At 54.9% G+C, this 22318-nt stretch carries 15 protein-coding genes, 2 tRNA genes and 3 pseudogenes; 9 read left to right on the top strand and 11 right to left on the bottom strand.

Annotated features, from left to right (window positions below; translation table 11 throughout):
• Window positions 1-51 precede the first annotated feature (51 nt).
• The 5 genes from LAD35_RS16860 to LAD35_RS16840 form a co-directional block, all read right to left on the bottom strand.
• On the bottom strand, window positions 52-1014 hold the full coding sequence (locus LAD35_RS16860; protein ID WP_224150120.1) for a ribose-phosphate pyrophosphokinase: 963 nt from the start codon (window positions 1012-1014) through the stop codon (window positions 52-54).
• A 55-nt stretch (window positions 1015-1069) separates the two neighbouring features.
• A tRNA-Gln gene (locus LAD35_RS16855) sits at window positions 1070-1146 on the bottom strand.
• A gap of 40 nt (window positions 1147-1186) precedes the next feature.
• Window positions 1187-2041 (bottom strand): 4-(cytidine 5'-diphospho)-2-C-methyl-D-erythritol kinase, encoded by an 855-nt coding sequence (gene ispE / locus LAD35_RS16850; protein ID WP_224150119.1) that lies wholly within the window; start codon window positions 2039-2041, stop codon window positions 1187-1189.
• 24 nt (window positions 2042-2065) lie between these two features.
• A complete protein-coding gene (locus LAD35_RS16845) occupies window positions 2066-2596 on the bottom strand; it encodes an outer membrane lipoprotein LolB (protein ID WP_224150118.1) in 531 nt (176 codons plus the stop codon).
• On the bottom strand, window positions 2593-4317 hold the full coding sequence (locus LAD35_RS16840) for a tetratricopeptide repeat protein (protein ID WP_224150117.1): 1725 nt from the start codon (window positions 4315-4317) through the stop codon (window positions 2593-2595). Before LAD35_RS16840 ends, LAD35_RS16845 begins: the two co-directional genes overlap by 4 nt.
• Before the next feature lie 97 nt (window positions 4318-4414).
• Here LAD35_RS16840 and mutM point away from each other — a divergent pair, with 97 nt between their 5' ends.
• Both mutM and mutY read left to right on the top strand, forming a co-directional pair.
• Window positions 4415-5227, top strand: coding sequence for a bifunctional DNA-formamidopyrimidine glycosylase/DNA-(apurinic or apyrimidinic site) lyase (gene mutM / locus LAD35_RS16835; RefSeq protein ID WP_224150116.1), 813 nt, complete (start codon window positions 4415-4417; stop codon window positions 5225-5227).
• Window positions 5228-5320: 93 nt separating this feature from the next.
• Entirely contained in the window at window positions 5321-6388 is a 1068-nt protein-coding gene (gene mutY, locus LAD35_RS16830; protein ID WP_224150115.1) for an A/G-specific adenine glycosylase, read from the top strand.
• Window positions 6389-6576: 188 nt separating this feature from the next.
• Here mutY and rapZ read toward each other — a convergent pair whose 3' ends face one another.
• From rapZ to LAD35_RS16815, 3 genes are read right to left on the bottom strand one after another with little or no spacing between them, the layout of a single operon-like run.
• Window positions 6577-7470, bottom strand: a complete 894-nt coding sequence (rapZ, locus tag LAD35_RS16825) for an RNase adapter RapZ (protein ID WP_224150114.1) — start codon at window positions 7468-7470, stop codon at window positions 6577-6579.
• The gene (gene recN, locus LAD35_RS16820) at window positions 7460-9118 is read right to left on the bottom strand and encodes a DNA repair protein RecN (protein WP_224150113.1); all 1659 of its coding nucleotides are present in this window, start codon (window positions 9116-9118) and stop codon (window positions 7460-7462) included. Before recN ends, rapZ begins: the two co-directional genes overlap by 11 nt.
• Window positions 9115-10017 (bottom strand): NAD kinase, encoded by a 903-nt coding sequence (locus tag LAD35_RS16815; RefSeq protein ID WP_224150112.1) that lies wholly within the window; start codon window positions 10015-10017, stop codon window positions 9115-9117. Before LAD35_RS16815 ends, recN begins: the two co-directional genes overlap by 4 nt.
• 28 nt (window positions 10018-10045) lie before the next feature.
• Between LAD35_RS16815 and hrcA the strand changes: the two genes are divergently transcribed.
• Window positions 10046-11047, top strand: coding sequence for a heat-inducible transcriptional repressor HrcA (hrcA, locus tag LAD35_RS16810; RefSeq protein ID WP_224150111.1), 1002 nt, complete (start codon window positions 10046-10048; stop codon window positions 11045-11047).
• A gap of 41 nt (window positions 11048-11088) precedes the next feature.
• Window positions 11089-11165, top strand: a tRNA-Ile gene (locus LAD35_RS16805).
• A gap of 1398 nt (window positions 11166-12563) precedes the next feature.
• Here LAD35_RS16805 and LAD35_RS16800 read toward each other — a convergent pair.
• Entirely contained in the window at window positions 12564-13625 is a 1062-nt protein-coding gene (locus LAD35_RS16800; RefSeq protein ID WP_224150110.1) for an IS110 family RNA-guided transposase, read from the bottom strand.
• Window positions 13626-13763: 138 nt separating this feature from the next.
• Window positions 13764-14525, bottom strand: a pseudogene (locus LAD35_RS16795) (IS5 family transposase); the annotation flags it as partial.
• 706 nt (window positions 14526-15231) lie between these two features.
• Here LAD35_RS16795 and LAD35_RS16790 point away from each other — a divergent pair.
• The 3 genes from LAD35_RS16790 (at window position 15232) to LAD35_RS16780 (ending at window position 20272) form a co-directional block, all read left to right on the top strand.
• Window positions 15232-16269: a helix-turn-helix transcriptional regulator gene (locus LAD35_RS16790; protein WP_224150109.1), complete on the top strand. Its 1038-nt coding sequence runs from the start codon at window positions 15232-15234 to the stop codon at window positions 16267-16269.
• A 258-nt stretch (window positions 16270-16527) separates the two neighbouring features.
• Window positions 16528-19362, top strand: a complete 2835-nt coding sequence (locus LAD35_RS16785; protein WP_224150108.1) for a hypothetical protein — start codon at window positions 16528-16530, stop codon at window positions 19360-19362.
• Between the two features lie 688 nt (window positions 19363-20050).
• Window positions 20051-20272, top strand: coding sequence for a hypothetical protein (locus tag LAD35_RS16780; protein WP_224150107.1), 222 nt, complete (start codon window positions 20051-20053; stop codon window positions 20270-20272).
• 106 nt (window positions 20273-20378) lie between these two features.
• Here LAD35_RS16780 and LAD35_RS16775 read toward each other — a convergent pair whose 3' ends face one another.
• Window positions 20379-21311, bottom strand: coding sequence for an IS5 family transposase (locus tag LAD35_RS16775; RefSeq protein ID WP_224150106.1), 933 nt, complete (start codon window positions 21309-21311; stop codon window positions 20379-20381).
• 47 nt (window positions 21312-21358) lie between these two features.
• Between LAD35_RS16775 and LAD35_RS16770 the strand changes: the two are divergent.
• Together LAD35_RS16770 and LAD35_RS16765 are read left to right on the top strand one after the other, a co-directional pair.
• A pseudogene (locus tag LAD35_RS16770) lies at window positions 21359-21652 on the top strand (transposase); the annotation flags it as partial.
• A 201-nt stretch (window positions 21653-21853) separates the two neighbouring features.
• Window positions 21854-22312: pseudogene (locus tag LAD35_RS16765) on the top strand (IS5 family transposase); the annotation flags it as partial.
• Window positions 22313-22318: the final 6 nt, after the last annotated feature.

The raw sequence follows: 22318 nt of genomic DNA, 5'->3' as shown, positions 1-22318 counted from the left end.
AACAGTCGATTTTAGCAGATGATGAATTTTGGGGCAATGCCCGAAAATTCATCAGGCGTCCTGGAACAGGCTCATCACCGATTCACCCGTGGCGATGCGGTGAATGGTTTCTGCAAACAGCGGAGCCACGGTCAGCTGGCGAATCTTGCCGCAAGCGCGGGCGCTCGCTGACAGGGGAATGGTGTTGGTAACCACGACTTCGTCCAAAGCTGCGCCATTGCCGATGCGTTCGATGGCAGGGCCCGAGAAGATGGGGTGTGTGCAGTAGGCGTAGACCTTCTTGGCGCCACGTTCCTTCAGCACTTCGGCAGCCTTCACCAAGGTGCCCGCGGTGTCGATCATGTCGTCCATGATGACGCAGTTGCGGCCATCGATATCGCCGATGACGTGCATCACTTCAGACACATTGGCTTTGGGGCGACGCTTGTCGATGATGGCCAGATCGCATTGCAGTTGCTTGGCAAGGGCGCGTGCGCGCACCACACCACCAACGTCCGGCGATACGACGATCAGGTCTTCGTAGTTCTTCTGGCGCAGATCGCCCAGCAACACTGGCGACGCATAGATGTTGTCCACCGGAATGTCGAAGAAGCCCTGAATCTGGTCTGCGTGCAGGTCCATGGTCAGCACGCGGCTCACGCCAGCGGCCTGCAGCATGTTGGCAACCACCTTGGCGGTGATGGGCACGCGGGTGGAGCGCACGCGGCGGTCCTGGCGGGCATAGCCAAAGTATGGAATCACGGCACAGATGCGTTCGGCCGATGCGCGCTTCAATGCATCCACCATCACCAGCAATTCCATCAGGTGGTCATTGGTTGGAGCACAGGTGGGCTGAATGATAAAAACGTCGCGCGCACGGACGTTTTGCTTGATCTCCACCGTGACCTCTCCATCGGAGAAACGGCCTACATCGGCTGCGCCCAAAGAGGTGTGAAGGTGTTGTGCAATTTCAGTAGCAAGGCCTGTGTTGGCATTGCCACTGAAAACCATGAAGTCTGGATGATGGTTTTGCATAGCGTCCCAGTGGGTATGGGTTAGCTGTGAGCGCTGCTTTTGCGCGGTAAGAAATTGGCAGGGGAAGAAGGATTCGAACCTTCGCATGCCGGAATCAAAATCCGGTGCCTTAACCAGCTTGGCGACTCCCCTACAAGAATCAATGCTAAGCAACACTGATTCCTAAAAACCTTTAGTCTCTTGCCCATCCAAACAAGGGATGCTCAATAAGACTTTTGCAATCTTTCACTGTCCAGTCTTGTGAAAAACTGCTTTGGCAGCTAATAGCTTGCTTTTTTACTGCAAACACCGCACTACCTGAGCCCGTCATTCTAGCATGTAATCCTTGCGATTCAAGAAAGTCACTGACTTTTTTTATCGATGGACACAGGCTTTCTGCGACCGGCTGCAAGTCGTTTTGACCGAAATCAAAGTGCTTTGCAGCGAAGTCCGAAATTGTAGCAGCTTTTGAATCGCGTTTCAGGTTGGGGTTTGAAAAAATTAATTTCGTATCCAGGCCTTCTTGCGGCTTCACAACTATCAGCGCGGTGTCTGCTAGCTGCTGCTCGTTTTCGAGTGGGCGTATTATGTCACCGATTCCTTCCACCCAAGCCGACTTTCCGAAAATAAAAAACGGAACATCGGCCCCAAGCTGCAGCCCGATGCGTTGCAGCTTATCGCGGCTCAGTTGTAGATTCCACAATTGATTGAGCGCCAGCAGGGTGCTGGCGGCATCGGACGAGCCGCCTCCCATTCCGGCCTGCGCGGGCAGGTGCTTGTGAACACCGATATGGACCCCCTGCGTGCAGCCTGTGGCTTGCTGCAGCGCCCGCGCTGCGCGGGTGATCAGGTCGTCTGCGGGCAATGGCGTGCCCAGGTCTTCTCGGGTGATGGTGCCGGAGGGGTTGGTTTCAAAATGCAGTTCATCGGCCCAGTCGATCAGCATAAAGACCGACTGCAGCAGGTGATAGCCGTCTGCACGGCGGCCGGTGATGTGCAGAAAGAGATTGAGTTTGGCCGGGGCGGGGACGTCGTACAGCGTACGCATGGTGCGGATCAATTCAACAAAGGGCTAAGGGCGCTCAAGCACGATGCGCAGGCTGGCTTCCGGGAGGGGCGAGGTGCGTTGGGCAGTGATTTTTCCGTCGCTGAAGGCATCCAGGTCGGCTTGCCAGCCCACTGCGGGCGTATTGCGGCCCTGCAGCCAGTCAAAAAGTGCTGCGATGGGCAGGTTGGCACCCAGGAGTTCCTCGGTCAATTCATCGAGCGAAGCCTTTTCGCGGACGGTATTGCCTTGAGTGACGCTGGCTTGCTCTGCAGTCCAATGGACGCGGGCCACAATGTTGCCCAGCGGGTTGAGCAATACCAGTTCGCCCTGGCGTGGACTGCCGGACAGCTCAAAACTGCCGCTGGTCGTCTGCGGTGGTGCAGTCTGCACCTGCATGGACATGCGCCCGCTCCAGTAACCTGCGCCGGCCGCTGCGGTCAATTGCCGCTGGGGCGTTGCGCAACCTGCGAGCAGGGCCAGTGCCGTCCCGGCCGCCAGTGTGGCGCAAAAGCGCCTTCTGGCGAGTGGCTTGCTCAAACCTGTCACAGGTGTCATGGCTCAATGCCCAGGAGTTTGAAGGTCTTGAGCACGGTTTCGTTGTCCGGCGCATCCTTTCTGGCGGCCCGCAGCAACTCTTCTGCAGGCTTGGACTTGCCTTGCTTCCACCAGACTTCGGCCAGGTGCGCACCGATTTCCGGGTCGGGCTGCTTGGTGTAGGCCTTTTCCAGCAACTGTGCGGCCTGCTCCAGATGGCCCTGCTTGTACTCCACCCAGCCCAGGCTGTCGGTGATGAAAGGGTCGCCAGGCACCATGCTGAGCGCCTTTTCGATCAGGGACTTGGCCTCGTCGAGCTTGAGGCCACGGTCTGCCAGCAGGTAACCCAGCGCGTTGTAGGCATGGTGGTGATCAGGCTTGAGTGCGATGAGCTTGCGCAGCAGTGCTTCTGTCTCTTCGATCTTGTCGGCGCGTTCGGCAAGCATGGCCTGTTCGTAAAGCAGATCCGGGTCGTTGGGCTGCATAGCCACGAGTTTGGATTGCACTTCGAGCGCCTGGGTGTAGTTCTTGGCGGTTTTATACAACTGAACCTGCGCAGACAGCTTGGTGCGAATTTCCCCGGGATTGGTTTCTGGCAAGTCGTTCAGCAAGGCAGCTGCCGCTTCAAACTGGCCTTGCTGCATGCGGATGGACGCCTTGCGCAGTGTCGCCAGGGGCTGGTTGCCGGTTTTGGCGATTTCGTCGGCCCAGTGCTCGGCTTCTTCCCATTTCTTCTGGGCTTCTGCCATCTGTTCGCGCAGCATCAGGCTCTGGATGCGCACTTCCCGCTGCAGAACCTGGGATGGGAACTTGTCGATCAAGGTGTCGAGTTTGAGCAGGGATACATCGGCATCCGAATACTGCTTGAGCTGGGCCTGCAGCGCCGCCTTGAGAATCCAGGCATCGGCAGAGCTGGGATCGATCCGTGTAGCCTCGTTCAACTGCTTCTGGGCTTCTTCCAGGCGGTCGGCATTCATCAGGCTGCGGGCATAGGCCAGATGCGCATCGGCGCTTTTGGAGTTGCTGAGAAAGTCGGTGACCAGTGATTCGGCCTCGGGCACATTGGCAGCAACCAGGGCCGCAGCCAGCCGGCCCGCAGCCTGGTTGCTGGCATCGAGCGACAGCGCCTTGCGAGCGGCTTCCAGCGCCGCTGTGGGCTGCTCTGCGGCAAGTTCCATGGTGCCGATGGCTGCCCAGGCGTCAGGCCCTGTGGCTGGATTTTCCAGTTCTGGCGTCAGTGCTTCGCGCACAATGCGTGCGGCCTGCTTCTGGTCGCTGACACGTCGGTAGATACTGGGAATGGCGCGAATCCATTCGAGTTTTTCGTCGGGCTTGGCCAGGGCAATTTCCTGCTTCAGCAGCGCGCCTGTCTCTTCGCCGTGGTTGGTCGAGAGCATGACCTGCAGCAAATAGCGGCTGGCCTGGCGCGATTGCGGATGCGCCTGCCTCCAGGCCTGGGCAACCATGCTGGCTTTCTGGGCAGAGCGGGAGAGCAGTGCAATTTGCGCGGCCCGTTGGTACACCTTTTCATCGCCGGTGCGGCGTGCAGCATCCAGGAGCAGTTCCACACTGGTGGTGGCGTCGCCCTGGCTGGCGTACATTTCGCCCAGCAAAAGCTCATAGAAAAGCTCGGCGTCCAGCTGAGACTGGGCATCTTCCGCACGTTCTGCGGAGGCGATGCTCTGCCCTTTTGCGGAAGGATGGGATTGCGCGGTGGGGCTTGCATTTGCCAGCGCGGGCACGGTCAAACCGGTTGCCAGAAAATATGCCAAATATCGGAGAGCGTGCTTCATCAGCCCATAATAAACGATAGCCCACGAGCCATGCAGAAGGAAAACAGTGCCTGAGTTACCAGAAGTGGAAGTGACAAGACGCGGACTGGTTCAGCCCTTGCAGGGCGCCACCATTGAACGCATCTTGCTTGGAAAGCCCTTGCGCTGGCCGCTGGGGATTGAGCCCGCAACCCTTGCCGGCCGCATGGTGCAGCATGTTCTGCGACGAGGTAAATACATTGTTTTGCAGTTGGACCAGGGCGTCTTGCTGCTGCACCTGGGAATGTCGGGCAGCCTGCAGATTGCGCCCGACTTGCCGCCCGCCGGGCCGCACGACCATTTCGATCTGGTGACGGACCGGGGTGTCCTGCGGCTGCATGACCCCAGGCGCTTTGGTGCGGTGGTATGGGCGCCGGATATCGCGTCGGACATGGCGGCCAAGCTGCTCAACCATCTGGGCATGGAGCCGTTTGACGAAGGGTTCAGCCTGAACTATTTCGCAGACGGGCTCAAGCGCTCCAGCACGCCAATCAAGCAGTTGCTGCTGGGTGGGCAACTGGTGGTCGGGGTTGGCAATATCTATGCGAGCGAAGTGCTGTTCCTTGCGGGCATTCTGCCTTCCAGGCCTGCAAACAAGGTGACCAAGGCCCAGGCGCAGCGCCTGCACACGGCCATTCCCCAGGTGCTGGGAAAAGCCATTGATCTGGGCGGCAGCACCTTGAAGGATTTTGTGCAGGTCAACGGCTATGCGGGCGCTTTTCAGGCGCAGGCCAATGTGTACGGAAGGGCAGGGGAGCCCTGCAAGCAGTGTGGGGCGCCTGTGATTGCGATCAAGCAAGGCCAGCGCAGCACGTACTATTGCCGCAAGTGCCAGAAATAGGAAGTGGCGCCGACGACCCGAGGCCAGGCCAGCTCCGTCATTGATCATCTTTGACCGGGCGCTTGCATCGGAGGTGCACCATGGCTGATTCCGATGCCTACCATCCGCAGTTCTTTCTTTTCGAGTCTAGATTTGAGTCAATTTTCACAACAGATCGTCGCCTGGCAGCAAAGCCACGGACGCCACCACTTGCCTTGGCAGAACACCCGCGACCCGTACCGCGTCTGGCTGTCAGAAATCATGCTGCAGCAAACGCAGGTCACCACGGTTCTGGGCTACTACGAGCGGTTCCTGCAACGTTTTCCAACGGTTGCAGACCTGGCGGCAGGGAGTGATGAAGAAGTGATGGCGCTGTGGAGCGGCCTGGGCTACTACAGCAGGGCGCGCAACCTGCACCGCTGTGCGCAGGAAGTCATGTCGCGTTTTGGCGGCGCCTTTCCCCGCACGGTTGAAGAACTTGCTTCACTGCCCGGCATCGGCCGATCGACCGCCAGCGCCATTGCATCTTTCTGCTTTGCAGTACGCGCAGCCATTCTGGATGCGAATGTCAAACGGGTGCTGACACGGGCGCTGGGTTTCTCGGACGATCTGGCCAGCAGCGCTGCCGAGAAAAGGCTCTGGGCACTGGCGGAAGACCTGCTGCCGACTACCGACCTCCCCACCGCGATGCCACGATACACCCAAGGGATGATGGACCTGGGTGCAGCTATTTGTACACCCAAAAAGCCCAGTTGCCTGTTGTGCCCCGTGCATGGTAGTTGCGCAGCGCGGCGCGAAGGTGCGCCCGAACGCTACCCGGTCAAGACCAAGAAGCTCAAGCGCACTTCAGCCAGCTGGTGGCTGCTGTGGGTGGAGCGTGCCGACGGCGCCATCTGGCTGGAAAAGCGCCCGGCCAAAGGCATATGGGCCAGCTTGTACTGCCTGCCGGTGTACGAAACCGCAGCGCAGTTGCAGCAGGCCGCCCAGGATTGGGGCGGTGCTGCGCCAGAGCCGCTCGCGCCGTTTCTGCATGTGCTCACCCACAAGGATCTGCATCTGCACCCGGAGCGGATTCATGCCGAAAACCCACCGCTACCAGCGACAGCCGGAGGCTGGTGCCGGCGCGATCAATTGTCCGCACTGGGTTTGCCTGCGCCTGTGCGCAGTTTGCTGCAGGGCTGAACAGCGACTTCAGCCTTATTGGTGGCTTGGTTATCCAGGTACCTATCAAAAAAGAGAGCTGTTTGCGCGCTCCATGACTGGGTTTTGATTGATTTTTATTTGAAACCCAGTAGGGGTAAGCGCAAGATGCTATGGTTTTTGCGAAACGCAGGCATGCTTTGCAGTGCAGGGGCGCACTGCCGCTGCCATCAATGCGTTCTCTGGTCTAGTTCGCGGTGGCGCTGCAGTGTGGTCCAGCGGCTCTGGAAGTGCTGCGCCAGTGCGTTGACGAGGTAGACCGAGCGATGCTGGCCGCCGGTGCAGCCGATGGAGACGGTGGCATAGCTGCGGTGATTGAGCACCATCTCGGGCAGCCAGTTGTCCAGGAAGCGGATGATGTCTTCCCGCATTTTGAGCACGGCTGGCTGCTGTGCCAGAAACTGCGCAACCGGCGCCTCCAGCCCGGTGTGGCTGCGCAGATCCGGCTCGTAGTAAGGGTTGGGCAGCATGCGTACATCGAACATGTAGTCGCTGTCCATGGGAATGCCGTTCTTGAAGCCGAATGACTGGAAGACCAGGGTCAAGCTGGACGTAGGCGCCTGCATGAACTGCTTGATGTAGGCCTGCAATTGCGACACGCGCAGGTTGCTGGTGTCAATCACATGCGCCTGCTCGCGCAGATCGGCCAGCAGGGCGCGTTCTTCGTCAATCATCTGCACCAGGGCGCGCGGGCCGGCCTGCAGCGTTTCATTGGTCAGCGGGTGGCGCCTGCGCGTTTCGGAAAAGCGCCGGATCAGGATGTCACGCAGCGCGTCCATGTAGATGAGCTGCACCTGGGCGCCGGTCGCGCGCAGCTTTTCAAGCTGCTCGGGCACCAGGTACAAGGCCTTGGCGCTGCGCGCGTCAATGGCAATGGCAACGCGGTTGCCATGCTGCCAATGCTCCAGCGACACCAGCGAGGGCAATAGCTCTGGCGGCAGGTTGTCTACACAGTAGTAGCCAATGTCTTCCAGCGCATGCAGCGCGACCGACTTTCCCGAGCCGGCCATGCCCGTCAGCACCACTACCTGCAGCGGCGTTCGCCGGTCTGCGCTATTGGTCATGTACACCTCCTGCAATCATTTCCCGTGCATGTGCCCTGCTGGTGGAAGAAATATGCTCCCCGCCGAGCATCCGCGCGATCTCATCGACCCGGCCATTCTCCGTCACTGCACTGATATGGCTGCTGGTGCCGGATTTGCTGCGTTGTTTGGTCACCACCAGATGGGTGTCGCCGCGTGCAGCTACTTGCGCCAGATGGGTGACTGCCAGCACCTGGCGATCCTGGCCCAGTGCGTGCATGACGCGGCCCACGGCATCGGCAACGGCACCGCCAATGCCCGAGTCGATTTCGTCAAAAATCAAGGTAGGAGCCTGGCCGAGCTGGCTGGTGGAGATGGCAATGGCCAGTGAGATGCGAGACAGCTCGCCGCCCGAGGCGACCTTGGCAATGGGCTTGGGTTCGGTGCCAGGGTGTCCGGCCACCAGCAACTCCACATCGTCCATGCCATCGGCGCGGGGCTCCTTGGCCGGATGAATGGTGGCGACAAAGCGGCCGCCAGCCATGCCCAGCTCCTGCATCGCGTTGGTAATGGTTTGCGACAGGCGCTCCGCGGCGCGCGTGCGTATCTTGCTGAGCGCCTGGGCAGCCTTTTCGTAGACTTTCCAACCCTGTGCGGAAGCACTCTCCAGCGCATCAATGTCTGCAGACGCATCCAGGGCTTTCAGTTCGTTCTTCCAGCCTTGCAGCAGCGGGGGCAGTTCTTCGGGCGGGCGCTTGTAGCGCCTAGCCAGGCTGATCCAGCTGCCCAGACGCTCGTCCAGTTGTTCGAGTTTGTCAGGGTCCAGCTCTGCATGCCGCAAATAGCCGCCCAGCGAGCGCGCCAGGTCTTCCAGCTGTGCGATGCAGCCTTCCAGTGTTTCAGCCATGGCGGCAAATTGTGGCTCGACATGGGCCTGCGCCTGCAAGGTGTGCAACGCGCGATTGGCTTGCACGCTGGCGCCGCTGTCCTCATCTTCCAGGGCGCCCATTGCATGGGTGGCGGCATCCATCAGGGCCTGGGCGTGGGACAGCCGCGTATGCTGGGTGTTGAGTTCTTCCCATTCCTGCTCGGCGGGGGCAAGCTTGTCCACTTCGGATATCTGCCACAGCAGCCGCTCGCGCTCACGCTGGTGGGTCGCTTCCATGCTGCGGGCCTGCTGTAGCGCCTTGTCTGCGGCGCGCCAGGCGAGGTAAGCCTCTTGAACGCCGCTGCAATCGGCATTGGCGTAGGCATCCAGCAGGCGTCGCACGGGCTCTGCCTGCATCAAACTTTGCCAGGCGTGCTGGCCGTGAATGTCGACCAGGGCCGGGGCAATGTTGCGCAGCTGGGTTGCGGTCGCCGCCACGCCGTTGATCCAGAATTTGCTCTTGCCCTGGGCATCAATCACGCGGCGCAGCAGCAATGATGCATCGGGCTGCAGCTCATTTTCAGTCAAATACGGCATCAGCGCAGACGGCGTATCAAACTCTGCTATCAATTCTGATTTGACAGCGCCTTGGCGCACAAAGCCGGTATCGGCGCGGCTGCCCAGCACCAGTTGCAGTGCGTCGATCAGAATCGATTTGCCAGCGCCGGTCTCTCCGGTCAAGGCAGTGAAGCCGGGCGAAAAATCAACCTCCAACTGCTCGACGATCACAAAATCGCGCAGCGCAATGCGCTTGAGGCTCATGGTGTGATGCCCCCTTCGTTCCAGCCCAGTTTCTTGCGCAAGGTGGCGTAGTAGTTCCAGCCGCGAGGGTGGAGGAATCGTGTCTTATGGGGAGCGCTGCGCACCAGAATCTTGTCGCCACGCAGAATGGAGGCCAGCGACTGCATATCGAAATTGGCCGCTACATCGCGTCCGCCAATCACCTCGATCGAAATCTCCTGTGTATCGGGCACCACGATCGGGCGGTTGGAGAGCATGTGCGGCGCAATCGGCGCCATGACCCAGCAGGCCAGCGCCGGGTGCACGATCGGGCCACCTACCGACAGCGCATAGGCTGTGGAGCCGGTGGGGGTGGCGATGATCAAGCCGTCGGCGCGCTGATTGGCCACCAGTTGGCCGTCCACCTCCACCCGCAGCTCCACCATGCCCGATGTGCCGCCACGGTTGACGACCACATCATTGAACGCCAAGGCCTGGAATACGCACTCGCCATCGCGGATCACCAGCGCATGGATCATCGAGCGAATCTCTTCTTCGTACTCGCCCGCCAGAATGGCCGACAAGGGAGCGAGGAAAGTCTGCAGCGGAATATCCGTCACAAAGCCCAGCCGCCCCTGGTTGATACCCACCAGCGGCGTGTTGTACTTGGCCAGCTCTCGCCCCACGCCCAGCATGGTGCCGTCGCCGCCCAACACAATGGCAAGATCGCAGCGCCTGCCCACCTCGTCGAGACTGAGCGTGGGGTAGTGGTCCATGCCGGTGAAGTTGGCCGTCTCCTGCTCCAGGTAAGCAGTGCCGCCCCGGGCCTCGACATAGCTGGCAATCTGGCTGAAGGCGACAATGGACTGCTGGCGCACCTCCGCAGAAGGCGGCGCATGGTATTTGCCAATCAGGGCAATGTGTTGAAAGCGAGACTGCATACGCAAATTACATCATTAAAATGCCACCATGCTCGATGATCGCGCCCGATTGCTGCTGAAAACCCTGGTGGAACGCTACATAGCGGATGGTCACCCGGTGGGGTCGCGTGCGCTCACGCAGGCGTCTGGCCTCGATCTGTCTCCTGCCACCATACGCAATGTGATGGCTGATCTGGAGGGGTTGGGCCTGATCGCCAGTCCGCACACTTCCGCAGGCCGGGTGCCTACTGCGAAAGGATACCGCTTGTTTGTCGACACGATGTTGACGGTCGAGCAGGACCAAATGGTATCTGCGGAAATTGCGCCTGAGCAGCCGCAAAAGGTGATTGCGAGCGCTGCGGGAGTGCTTTCCGACCTGTCGCAGTTTGTGGGTGTGGTGCAGGCTCCGCGTAAAAGCTCATCCTTTCGGCATATCGAATTCCTGCGATTGTCGGAAAAGCGCATTCTGGTGATTCTGGTGTCGCCCGATGGCGATGTGCAGAACCGCGTGATCTTCACCGAATCCGATTACTCGCAAAGTCAGCTGATCGAGACGGCCAACTACCTGAATGCACACTATGCGGGCCTGGCCATTGACCAGGTGCGCCAGCTGTTGCGCAAAGAGGTGGAAAAGCTGCGCGACGAGATTGGCGCCCTGATGCTGGCGGCTGTTCATGTCGGGGAGGATGAGGACCAGGCGCAGGACGAGCTGGTCATCGCGGGCGAGCGCAACCTGCTGGCTGTCAGCGATTTCAGCAATGACATGACCAATCTGCGTCGCGCGTTTGACCTGTTTGAGCAGAAAACCCAGATTCTGCATCTGCTCGAAAGCTCCAACCGGGCCGAAGGCGTGCAGATCTATATCGGCGGTGAAAGCCAGATATTGCCGGTGCAGGAGCTGTCGGTGGTGAGTACGCCTTACCAGATCAATGGCAAGATCGTGGGTACCCTGGGGGTGATCGGGCCCAAGCGCATGTCTTATGAAAAGATGATCCAGATTGTTGGAATCACCTCAAAGCTGGTTTCCAACGCGCTGAGCCATTCCAAATAGACGCTAGAATGCCTAGCTTCACCTGCAAAGGTGGTGGTGCTGGGGCGTTAGCTCAGTTGGTTAGAGCAGAGGACTCATAATCCTTTGGTCGTTGGTTCAAGTCCAACACGCCCTACCAGTACTCATATAGGAAGTCTGCTATTTAATGGGTAGCAAAATTTCCTTTCTATAATGCGTGTAGCCACTGTGTAGCCATCGGTGCATGGTTTTGCAGCTCAGGTTTACCTCCTGGTGTTGCTCATCCGTCAGTGTCTCGCGCGCGTACGCGTACATCTCAAAAGTTCTCAACTTCTGTGAAAGTCCCTTGTGGCTTGGGTCGTCATAGGCGCGCCTGGCATGAAGTTGTGCCACACCAACCCAAAAAAACGAATTTTCTAACCTGACAGCGCAAAAGTTTGGTTTCGATGTCGGTCCTTGTCAGGAGGGAATGGACTTTTGGTACACCCTAGGCTTTGTTGGCGCTCACCTCAGCCTGTGTTGCAATGGTTGTGCACGTCGTCGAAATGATGACCATGGCATGGCGGACTTTGTGCGCGTACCTTGCTGCGTACCACAGGTTGCGTACCTACGAGGCGGCCACATAGAGAAGAAACAATGGCGCTCGCGCGCGTACATCTCCGAAATGAATATTTGGCACGACCCTGGGGAAACTCGCCATGAGGGATATCGTAAACATCGGAGCTGTGACCACCGCGGTCATTAGCGGCCAGAGATAGCGAGGTGGCGCCCCCTTGCACACGGGATACGGATAGATGTCCACGCTGTGTAGCGTGCTCCGGCTTGCCAGCGCTCCCCAGTCCTGACTCCTAGAGCATCTAGTATGGCTTCTTCGTCAGGCCTAGCGGGACGGATGTTAAAGCTTTAACAGCAATCAAACGGGAATCAACAAATCAAACGAATTCAAAGAGCCCTCAGAGCCAGCATCCATGCAGGCTAGCGGGCGATTTGCTGATGTTTGAATAAAAATCATACGGGGGAAATTTTCTGCGCGTGAGGAACAGTGCGGTGTCCACCCGACAGGGTTCTCAACTTTCAGCCCCCCCCCTCCACACCGAGTTCAGTTCTTTTGTTGACGGACGCGATCAGTTCCGGGTTGGTTAGCGAACCCAGTTTTGCATCGGCATTGAGAAGTTATTTCTCGTGTGGCCTGTTGCCATTGTCGAAGTGGACTCCGAAGTTATAGGCGTAGTTCTCGCAGCCATCGCGCCGGAGTCAGGCTATCTGACACGGCCTTGTTGCATTACAGAGACTTCCCATAAAAGCAAGCGCTGATGGTTTTCTTTTTGATAGACCTGAATGCCGTGGTGTTCAAGAGGCGTAAAACGAGGAACAGACTGCACATCTACAGACGGGGTTGTGCACCTGGTGTGCGCCCCAAGAAACAAACCGCGCAGCAGGGCTCCTTTCAAATCCCGTGATGTCTTGCGACTCACAGTGCAACAATCGAGCTTGCCTGCTGCTGGTCTGACCTGTTCATTGCATCTTTGATTTCACGTCTGGCAAGTTCAGAGAATTTTTAAGCCAAGACCGCTAATGGCCTTGAGCTAATGTGGCTCGCTTCATAGCGGCGCTGGTGTGTCATCAGTGCCCAGAGGATTCGCGCATTTTTGTTGGCCAAGGCCACGACGGCCTTTTGCCATCCAGCGCGCTGCCTCAGGGATATGGCCCACTGCGAGATGGGGTCTAGGTTGTACTTGCCGGTGAGCACTACCGCTTTGGCACCTTGAATCAGTAGCGTGCGCAGATAACTATCCCCGCGCTTGGTAATGGGGCCAAGGCTGGATTTGCCACCGCTGGAGTTTTGCCTGGGCGTTAAGCCCAGCCAAGCAGCGAACTGCGCCCCGTTCTTGAATTGTTTGAAGTCGCCGACTGTTGCTACGGCGGCTGATGCGCTCAGTGCACCTAATCCCTTGATGCCAGCTGCCCGCTGGACTTGTTCGTCGTCTTTGTAATGGGCATTGATACGCTGCTCGCACCAATGGATGTGGGCGTCGAGTTCCTGCCAATGCGAAAGGGCCTGCTGCAGCACAAGGCGAGCCGTACCGGCAATGTCATTGCTTGCATCCTCCAAGATATCGTGCAGATGTGCACGTAAAACTCGGGGACTTTGCGGCAACACAATCCCGAACTCAGCGAGTAACCCACGGATACGGTTGCTACAGGCGGTGCGCTCTTCTTTAAAGCCCTCGCGCAGCCGGTGCACGCAGAGCATACCCTGTTGGTCGAGTGTTTTGACGGACACAAAGCGCATCTGGGGACGACTAGCCGCCTCACAGATAGCGGCTGCATCGTTGGCATCGTTCTTGCCACCTTTGCCCTGCATACGATAAGGGGAAACCAAGGCTGCGGCCATCATGCGAGCATCCAACCCCATGCGTAGCAATTTCCTACACCAGTGATGAGCACCACCACAAGCTTCCATGGCTACCAGACACCCTACAGGTAATTGAGCGCAACATGCCAAGAACTTGCTGCGCTGGATAGATCGGTTAGTGACCATCCTGCCTTGAGCATCTACTGCATGGACTTGCAGCACATTCTTTGCGAGATATACCCCGACACGGACGATAGTTTGCATGGCATGACTCCTGATGAATGACGAAGAAATTGGCTTGCCGACCCATCGTGACACTGCATATCAAACAGACCAAGATGGCGGGAAGTCCTTCGTATTCAAATCGGTCTGAGGCTGCGTCTCCCCAAACCCCAGACGTAGTTATGCCAGGGCAACCGTCTGGGGCGTGCCCAGCTCGGTGAAGCGATTGAGGATGGATGCCCGAATGTTGAGCTCGACTACTTGTCGCTCAAACGTCCTGGACATCACCTTCTCACCCAAGCGCTTGAAGCAATTCATCTTCGTCTCCACCAGTGATCTGCGGTGGTAGCCGCTCCAGCGTTTCCAGATGGCACGACCCAATCGCTTGCATGCCTTGACTGCCTCATTGCGATGGGTGAATGCCAGTCCTTTGCGCAGCCTTGCTCCTTTGCGCGGCGGGATAACGGGGATGACTCCCCGCCTGTGACAAGCCTCATGCACGTCCTGCGTGTCATACGCTCCATCACCCGTGAGGCTGACCACAGTTTCATGGCTGGGGATTTGATTCAGTAACTCGGCACCCACTGGCGAGTCACCGACTTCATTGGTGGTCACCACCATGGCCCGTATTTGCATATTTTCTGCATCTATGCCAAGGTGCACCTTGCGCCACTGACGACGCCGCTCTGCACCATGCTTCTTGGTTTTCCACTCGCCTTCGCCCAGGAACTTGATGCCCGTGGAGTCAGCGAGCATGTGCAGGCCATGGCTGCTTGGACGGTAGTGCACCAGAACATCCAGACTCTTTTGCCTACGGCACACCGTGCTGTAGTCGGGCGCAGCCCAAGGCAGGCCCATCAATTTGAGTAACGACTGCACCAAGCCCAAGGTTTGCCGCAGAGGCAAGCCGAACAGACATTTGATGGTCAGGCAAAACTGGATACCCTTTTGCCAATGTGCCGTCACTGATCTGCTTGACGGACTCCACAGGAGATGTTGGCGGGAAATGGTAAGTAAATTTCCAGTGCTCACTTAATAATAGTTGCAAAGATGATACCTTGCGACGTTTCTCTCCTCCCAGGTGGCTCGTGGGCAAGTGACACGAGAGCGCAATGGTCGAAATTCCGCTGACACGCGGTCAGCATATCGTCCTATTCTGGAAAATGCTGGGGACAATTAGGCTCCGACGGAGTTCCTCCTGGAGAAAAACGAGTTGCCAGCGTTCCTCTACGGCAAGGAATACGCCTATGTCCCCATCAAAAACTCCCCTCCGTTTCGTCGGGGCTGCCGCGCAGGCCCAGGCCCAGGCAGTGTTGCCTCAAGCCCCCAATCGTCTCAGTTGCTCAGACCTTGCCAAGCACATGCGTTGGCGATACGTGCAGTCGTTACCTAACACAGGCCACTCCGAAAGTATTCGGCAACAGACTCTCTAATAATCATTATTAATTTTACTTAATTTAGCCAACTGACATTCTAGATTCAATTATTATTTAAACCACTTCCGTTAATTAATCGGAGACTAGATAAATAGATTATCATTTCGGCCAATGCGCCGTCACTGATCTGCTTGTTGCACTCCAAAGGAAGTAATGGCTTGAGATGTTTCCCTCCTCCTGGGTGACTCACGGGCAAGTAATGGGAGAGCGCAATGGCCGAAATTCCGCTCACACGCGGTCAGCACATCATTCTATTCTGGGAAATGCTGGGGAAAATTGGGGCTCCGACGGAGTCCCTCCTAGAGAAACACAAGTTGCCAGCCCTCCTCTATGGCAAGGAAGATGCATATCTCCCGATTAAAAACTCCATCCATTTCGTTGAAACTGCCGCGCGGGCCCAGGGCATCACTGACTGCGGCTGGGAGATCGCAAAATTATATACGGTAGAGCACTTGACCTATGGCACACGTCTGCAAATGGCGAATGCTCCGACGCTGTTTCAGGCACTTCGAGTTGCTTGCCTTCGAACGCGATTTGAGGCCACCAACTCCAAGATGTGGTTGGAGTTTCATAAGTCCAGCCTTCGGGTTTGTACCCACCTCCAGGGTACTGCTGGGCACCACCATCTAGAATACCCACAGTGGATTCAGAATATCCTACCAATCGAAATCGTCCGTCACTTTGTTGGGCGTCGATGGGCGCCCGAAACCATGGCATTCGAGGCACGATATGTCCCAGGCCTCTCAGTGCAAGCGCTATGGCCCGCTACGCGTTTTCTTGCGGCGGAAAAGTCCTCCTGGATCGATGTCCCCGTGGAGTATTTGGGTTTGACTCCTATCAATAAGGAGAGAGACGACAACACCGATCTCGAGTCGGCTCTAGAAAACCCGAATAGTTTGATCCATTCTTTAAGGCTGCTATTACCAGCTTACATCGATGGAAAAACTCCGTCACTCCGAGACATTGCCGACATGGCCAACACCAGCACCCGCAGTCTTCAGCGCTTGCTGGCGGAAGCAGGGATGGGCTACCGTGACATCTTGAATACAGTCAGATTTGAGAAGGCCGCGCATCTGCTCAAAGAGACAGACATCAAGATCACAGACATAGCTATGTCCATGGGTTATTCGAGCGCAGCACATTTCACCCGCGCATTCCAGAACGTGGCTGGTGTTCCGCCCTTTAAATTCCGCCTCTTCCATCGCATCTCTGCGTGGAAGGACGTTGGATTGGCGGAATCTGGAAAGTAATAAAACGAATCGAATGCTACGCTTTTATGGCCCTAAACAGGCGACTCGGCCGTACCGCCACACGGTTGCAGGCCATGCGTAACGGCAGCTTCGCCATTCCCATGTCAAGGTCACCAGTGCGCAGCGTACGCAAAACGCTCCCGCCTATGAGGACCTGTGAGTTAACTAATGACTAGAGTTATATTTCAGCCCTACTCAGTTGATATCAATTGCATATGGAATTCATTATCAAATTTCTCAATTTACATGGTGCCTAAAATGACCAAGAAAATACTTCACAGCTTTTTTCTATTAATATTATTGTGCAGCAACTCAGTATTTGCTCAAAGCTTAGGTCTTGAACTTCGCGAACGCTATAGCGGAGCAGCTGGAGTTCCACCAAATGTACTAACCCCAAAAACTGACGCAGACAACGCCAGCACTCCCTATTTAGCTGTTGCCTTTCAATTAAATGACACTGTTCAGTTTTTTTTAGGCTTTAAGAGCACAGACTCATCTACCACTATTCCAGCCAACTCAGGTGCTACCGCATCTTTTAATATCGAAAACACTCTAAGCAATGTCACAATCTTAGGTGTATTCGACGAGAACTATAATCCTTCAAACTGCGCAAATAATTTAAACGTAGCTAACAATACCGTGAACGCCACACTTGTTGGCGCCTTAAGTAATACAAGTAGTCGTTGCGTAGTAGTGGTTGAAGCGAAGGCTAACAGCCTAACTTCGCCGTTGGGAGTGAACAGTATTGCAACACTGAATTCCAATGGTGTAGCGACGGCCAATAATCCCACCAGCCTCGGGGTGACGACCATTGTGTCTAAGCCACCCACCTCGATTTGCTCCTCCAATAATTTGTTTGGCGTTGCACGCAGAGGAAATATTCTATTGCAAATGGATCTGACGACACAACCAGCAACCTTTAATCCATTTGACTCTATTCCAACTCAGGACTCCGTTAATGGTTTAGCCGTTGGTAAATCAGGAATATTTTATGGAGTTGCCCAGTATGAGGTCACACCTGGCGTGAGTGGCCATGCGGTTTATTCATACAACCCAGCAAACCGACAAACCAATAAATATTCATTTGCAGACTCCAGTATTCCAGCTGGCACCGATGGCGATTTTCTTAGCGGCGCAATTAGAAGTGACGGAATATATTTCATGGCAATTACGGGGGCAGCAAATCCCGATGGAACAGTAACCCTTCCTGTTTATGCATTTAATACAAATACAAATACATATATTGGCCGCGTAGCAAATCTAATTGTAAATCTACCTGCTGGCAGTGACCCCGCAAGATCAGCCCGCAACGGAGATATTACCTTTGATGCTGCTGGCAACCTGTATTACACCACCGAATATACGCCATCGAGTATCCCTGTCGTAACGCCTACCAACAAAGGAATGCTGTATCAATTTCCAGCCCCCATTCCAATGGTAGCAGCGACACCAACACCTACGTTGAATCTAGGTAAAATCATTACCACAGTTGATGGTGTTACCCCACCAAACGGAGCTGCTTTTTTAAGCGATGGAACTTTAGTTATTAATAGCGCCCCTAGCAATACTGGCCTCAATAAAGAGACAATAGTCAACGTGCACACTGGTGCAATTCTGTCCCAGCCAGATTTCGACTTCGGTGCACGCGGCCTATTTGACCTAGCTTCTTGCCACCTGAATGGAACGTTGTCTGTGAAGACTAGTTTTGCAACTCGTGCAAATCCTTCAGATGATTTTAAGGTTACGCTGAATCCTCCTACAGGTGGTGGCCAAGTGTATGAGGCACAAACAAACGCAAGTGTGTCTGAGGCTGGCACTGCAGATGCCATTAGTGTCCCAGGAGGCATATACACGTTAACGCAAACCAGAATAGATAATGGCACCAATTCTTACTCTACTGTTTATCAATGCATTGATACACTAAACAACAATACTCAAGTAGCGTCAGGATCAGGTACGTCACTTACATATCAGTTTCCTAACCCTTCAGCAAATCATGCAGTAAAGTGCACATTTGTTAATAACTCGATCCCATCGGCCACCCCTTTCCAAGATAGTGGAAGTAGCGTAGAAGGCGTACCAAGAACAGTTATTAACAATATCCGCTCTAATGACTTTGTCGACGGAGCTGTTGCCACGGAAAATAATTCGACGTTTACATTAGGCAAAGATGGATCCACTGTTCAGGCCCTAACCAAAGGTATTAGCGTAGATAATAAAACTGGGGCAGTAAATACATCTGCGGCAACACCTGCTGGCACCTACCAGTTAACTTATCAATTGTGTCTTCAGGCAAACTCCACTGTGTGCAACACGGCATTAATAACCGTGGTAGTTGTACCACCTGGCAGTGCAAATGCAGATCCTAGTCCTGATACTGGAAAAGTCCCTGCGGGTACAGCTGGCACCCCTGTAAAAGATGTTCGTGCCAATGATTTAATCAATGGCCAGCCGGCAACTCCCAGCAACTCTACTATCTTCATAGGGACTGATAGTGACACCAAAGCAGCAATTGCTCAAGGGATAGTTATTAACAGCAAGACTGGAGAGGTTTCAACAACTGCACAGACACCGTCAGGAATTTATACCTTAGAATATACCTTGTGTGATGCGGCTGACCAAACAGTATGCAATATAACTTCAGTTAATATTGAAGTAACCGATACTGGAACATCAAAAATAGCCCCAGCAATGGATATGGGAACAGCAGTTTCTGGAGTAGCAAGCACACCGGTTGCAAATGTCAGAGAAAATGACACGATAAATAACCAACCTGCAACACTGAATAATTCAATTATTAAGATTGAATCTGATAGTAGTACACAATCTGCCATTAATCAAGGCATTACTCTAGACCCTGCTACAGGTAGCGTCAATACGACTGCAAATACAGCTGCTGGCGTTTACTCCATGACATATGCGCTGTGCGACATTTCTAATCCAGCGGTTTGCCAAAAAACAACCGTCACCATTAAAGTCTCTGGCGCAAATAATGCTACCCCTGTCCCTTCGCTTTCAAAATACGGTTTGCTATTTCTGGCCATCGCATTAGGTGGGATATGCTATCTGCAAATACGTCGCAGGCATGAATAAAAGTCTATCCATTAAAAACTGAGCGCAAGCATAAAAATTTAGAATCTCACTGCGCTTCTAAATGGCTATTCATGAAATTAATGGCCTGAGTTAAATTTAATTCAGGCCATTTTATGATTATTATGAAGTAAAATTCTCCGCTTAATAATGATGTCGCGCATTGTTATTTAACAAAAAGTATCAATAATGAAATTGAATAGAAACAATATTTTTTATTCATGGCTGCATCTTCACGAGATGCTATGTATTACCATATGGCATGTTTCACAACTGGAATTAGATTGTACTCTAAGATCATTTGGAATAATAAAAAGAAATAATGCATTTAAGCGCCTAACCAAGGAAAAAGAAAATCTATTAATTCTTCTTGAGGAAATTGGGGTTTGCCCTTTGAGATGGAAAGACCCGAATTTCATGAGCTCATGTAAGAATTATTCTGTTGATACAGCACATATGGCTCTATCTGAGGCTTATCAAGAATGTGCCTCTACTGCCGTGTATCTTGGCAAGCCATTCATTGGGCATATATTATCTGAGCGATCAAGAATTCATAAATTTCACGTTAAATTTTTCTTAGTTTGATATTATATATTTTTGAATTTAAGGACCGTGCGACACGAATATTCATATGCATAATTTACAAATATCGCATGGCATATATATTCAAGCTAACCGAAAGGAGTCAAGTGTGCTCGAATTTATATTTGACACAATAGATACAGTAACTCATTTTCTTGATTTTAGGCGATTCTGGAGAATCTATGCAGGCGTTGCAACTGGCTTTTTTTTAGCATTCTTTCTTGCCAGCATTACACCGATGAAGAGTGTTTTAGTAGTCTTTTTGCTTCTCGTTATTCTAGTTCCAAGCATCATTGGTGGAATTTTGCATGGAATTTATAGTGGAGATTAGAGTGTTTTATGGACCTCCAGTCAAAGCCTATACTAGAGCCGTTATCTTGCAAGGCGTTGTTGCATAAATCGGCCATAGACCGAGGTATCCCCAGCCCCAGATGCAGTTATGCAGCAGCGACCGTCTGGGGTGTGCCCAGCGCGGTAAATTGATTGAGGATAGATGCACGGATATTGAGCTCGGCCACCTGCCGCTCAAACGTCCTGGCCATCACCTTCTCGCCCAGGCGCTTGAAGCAATTCATCTTGGTCTCCACCAGCGACCTTTGGTGGTATCCGCTCCAGCGTTTCCAGATAGCTCTCCCAAACCGCCTACACGCCTTAACCGCTTCATTGCGGTGAGCAAATGCCACCCCTTTGCGCAGCTTCGCTCCTTTGCGTGGCGGGATGATTGGAATGGCTCCCCTCAGGTAGCACGCCTTATGTACATCCTGCGTGTCGTACGCTCCATCACCGGTAAAACTAGCTATCTCTTCATTGCTTGGGATTTGACCTAGCAGGTCAGCTGCCATGGGCGAGTCGCCCACTTCATTGGTGGTGACTGCGATGGCCCGAATCTGCAGCGTCTGGGCATCAATACCCAGATGCACTTTGCGCCACTGGCGGCGGCGCTCGGCACCGTGCTTTTTGGTCTTCCACTCACCTTCGCCTAAGAACTTGATGCCCGTGGAGTCGGCCAGCATGTGCAAGCCTTTGTCGCTTGCGCGGTAGTGCACTTGCACATTCAAGCTGTTTTGCCTGCGGCACACCGTGCTGTAGTCGGGCACTGGCCAAGGCAGGCCTGCCATACGCAATAGCGATTGCACCAGGCCCAGCGTCTGGCACAAAGGCTGGCCAAACAAGCACTTGATGGTCAGACAAAACTGGATGGCCGCATCTGAGAAAGTTTGACTGCGCCCACGCTTGCCGCTAGGCACGGCCAGCCACTGCATCTCTCTATCCAGCCAGATGCTCAGGTCCCCTCGCGCCTTCAACGCTGCGTTGTACGCCTTCCAGTTTGTTGTGCGGTACTTGCGCCGTCCCCAGCTTGTCTCACTCATCTCCTCAGCCTACGCTAGCTGAGGACGGCATTTGTGCAACAACGCCCTTCGACGGCATGGTGGTGAGCTGGACCATTGGAACGAGCCCGGACGCAGAGCTGGTCAACTCAATGCTGGATGCAGCGATTGAGACAGTGGCAGACACAAGCGATCGTCCAGTGGTCCACTCTGATCGTGGTGGCCACTACCGTTGGCCAGGCTGGCTCTCTAGGATGAGCGAGGCGAACCTCACCCGCTCGATGTCTCGCAAGGCCTGCTCTCCTGACAACGCGGCTTGCGAAGGCTTCTTCGGCCGCCTCAAGAACGAGTTGTTCTATCCTCGGGACTGGAAGGGCACGACCTGCACATGCTCACGGGATTTGAAAGGAGCCCTGCTGCGCGGTTTGTTTCTTGGGGCGCACACCAGGTGCACAACCCCGTCTGTAGATGTGCAGTCTGTTCCTCGTTTTACGCCTCTTGAACACCACGGCATTCAGGTCTATCAAAAAGAAAACCATCAGCGCTTGCTTTTATGGGAAGTCTCTGTAATGCAACAAGGCCGAATGAAGGCGCACATTGGCGTGGATGCCGACTCAGGACTGGTGCATACCGTCATCGGCACGGCCGCCAACGTCAACGACGTGACGCAGGCAGCAGGCCTGCTGCATGGCAAAGAAAAGCATGCTTGGGGTGATGCGGGCTACCAGGGAGTGGACAAGCGCCAGGAGATGCAAGGGAGCAAAGCCAAGGCCAAGATCAAGTGGCACGTGGCCATGCGCCCGGGCAAGCGCAAGGCGCTCGATGCCCATCGGGAGCTGCACAAACTGCTGGAGAAGGCCGAGCGCCTGAAGGCCAGTGTGCGGGCCAAGGTGGAGCACCCGTTCAGAGTGATCAAGCAGCAATTTGGGTATGCCAAGCTGCGCTACAGGGGCCTCCAAAAGAACACGGCACGGCTGACGATGCTGTTTGCGCTGGGCAATCTGTGGACGGCCAGGAAGCGGATCATGGCGCTGCAGGGGTAGGAGTGT

The organism is Comamonas odontotermitis (genome assembly GCF_020080045.1).
In the GTDB taxonomy this organism is placed as follows: domain Bacteria; phylum Pseudomonadota; class Gammaproteobacteria; order Burkholderiales; family Burkholderiaceae_C; genus Comamonas; species Comamonas odontotermitis.
This window is presented reverse-complemented; position numbering and strand designations above follow the sequence as displayed.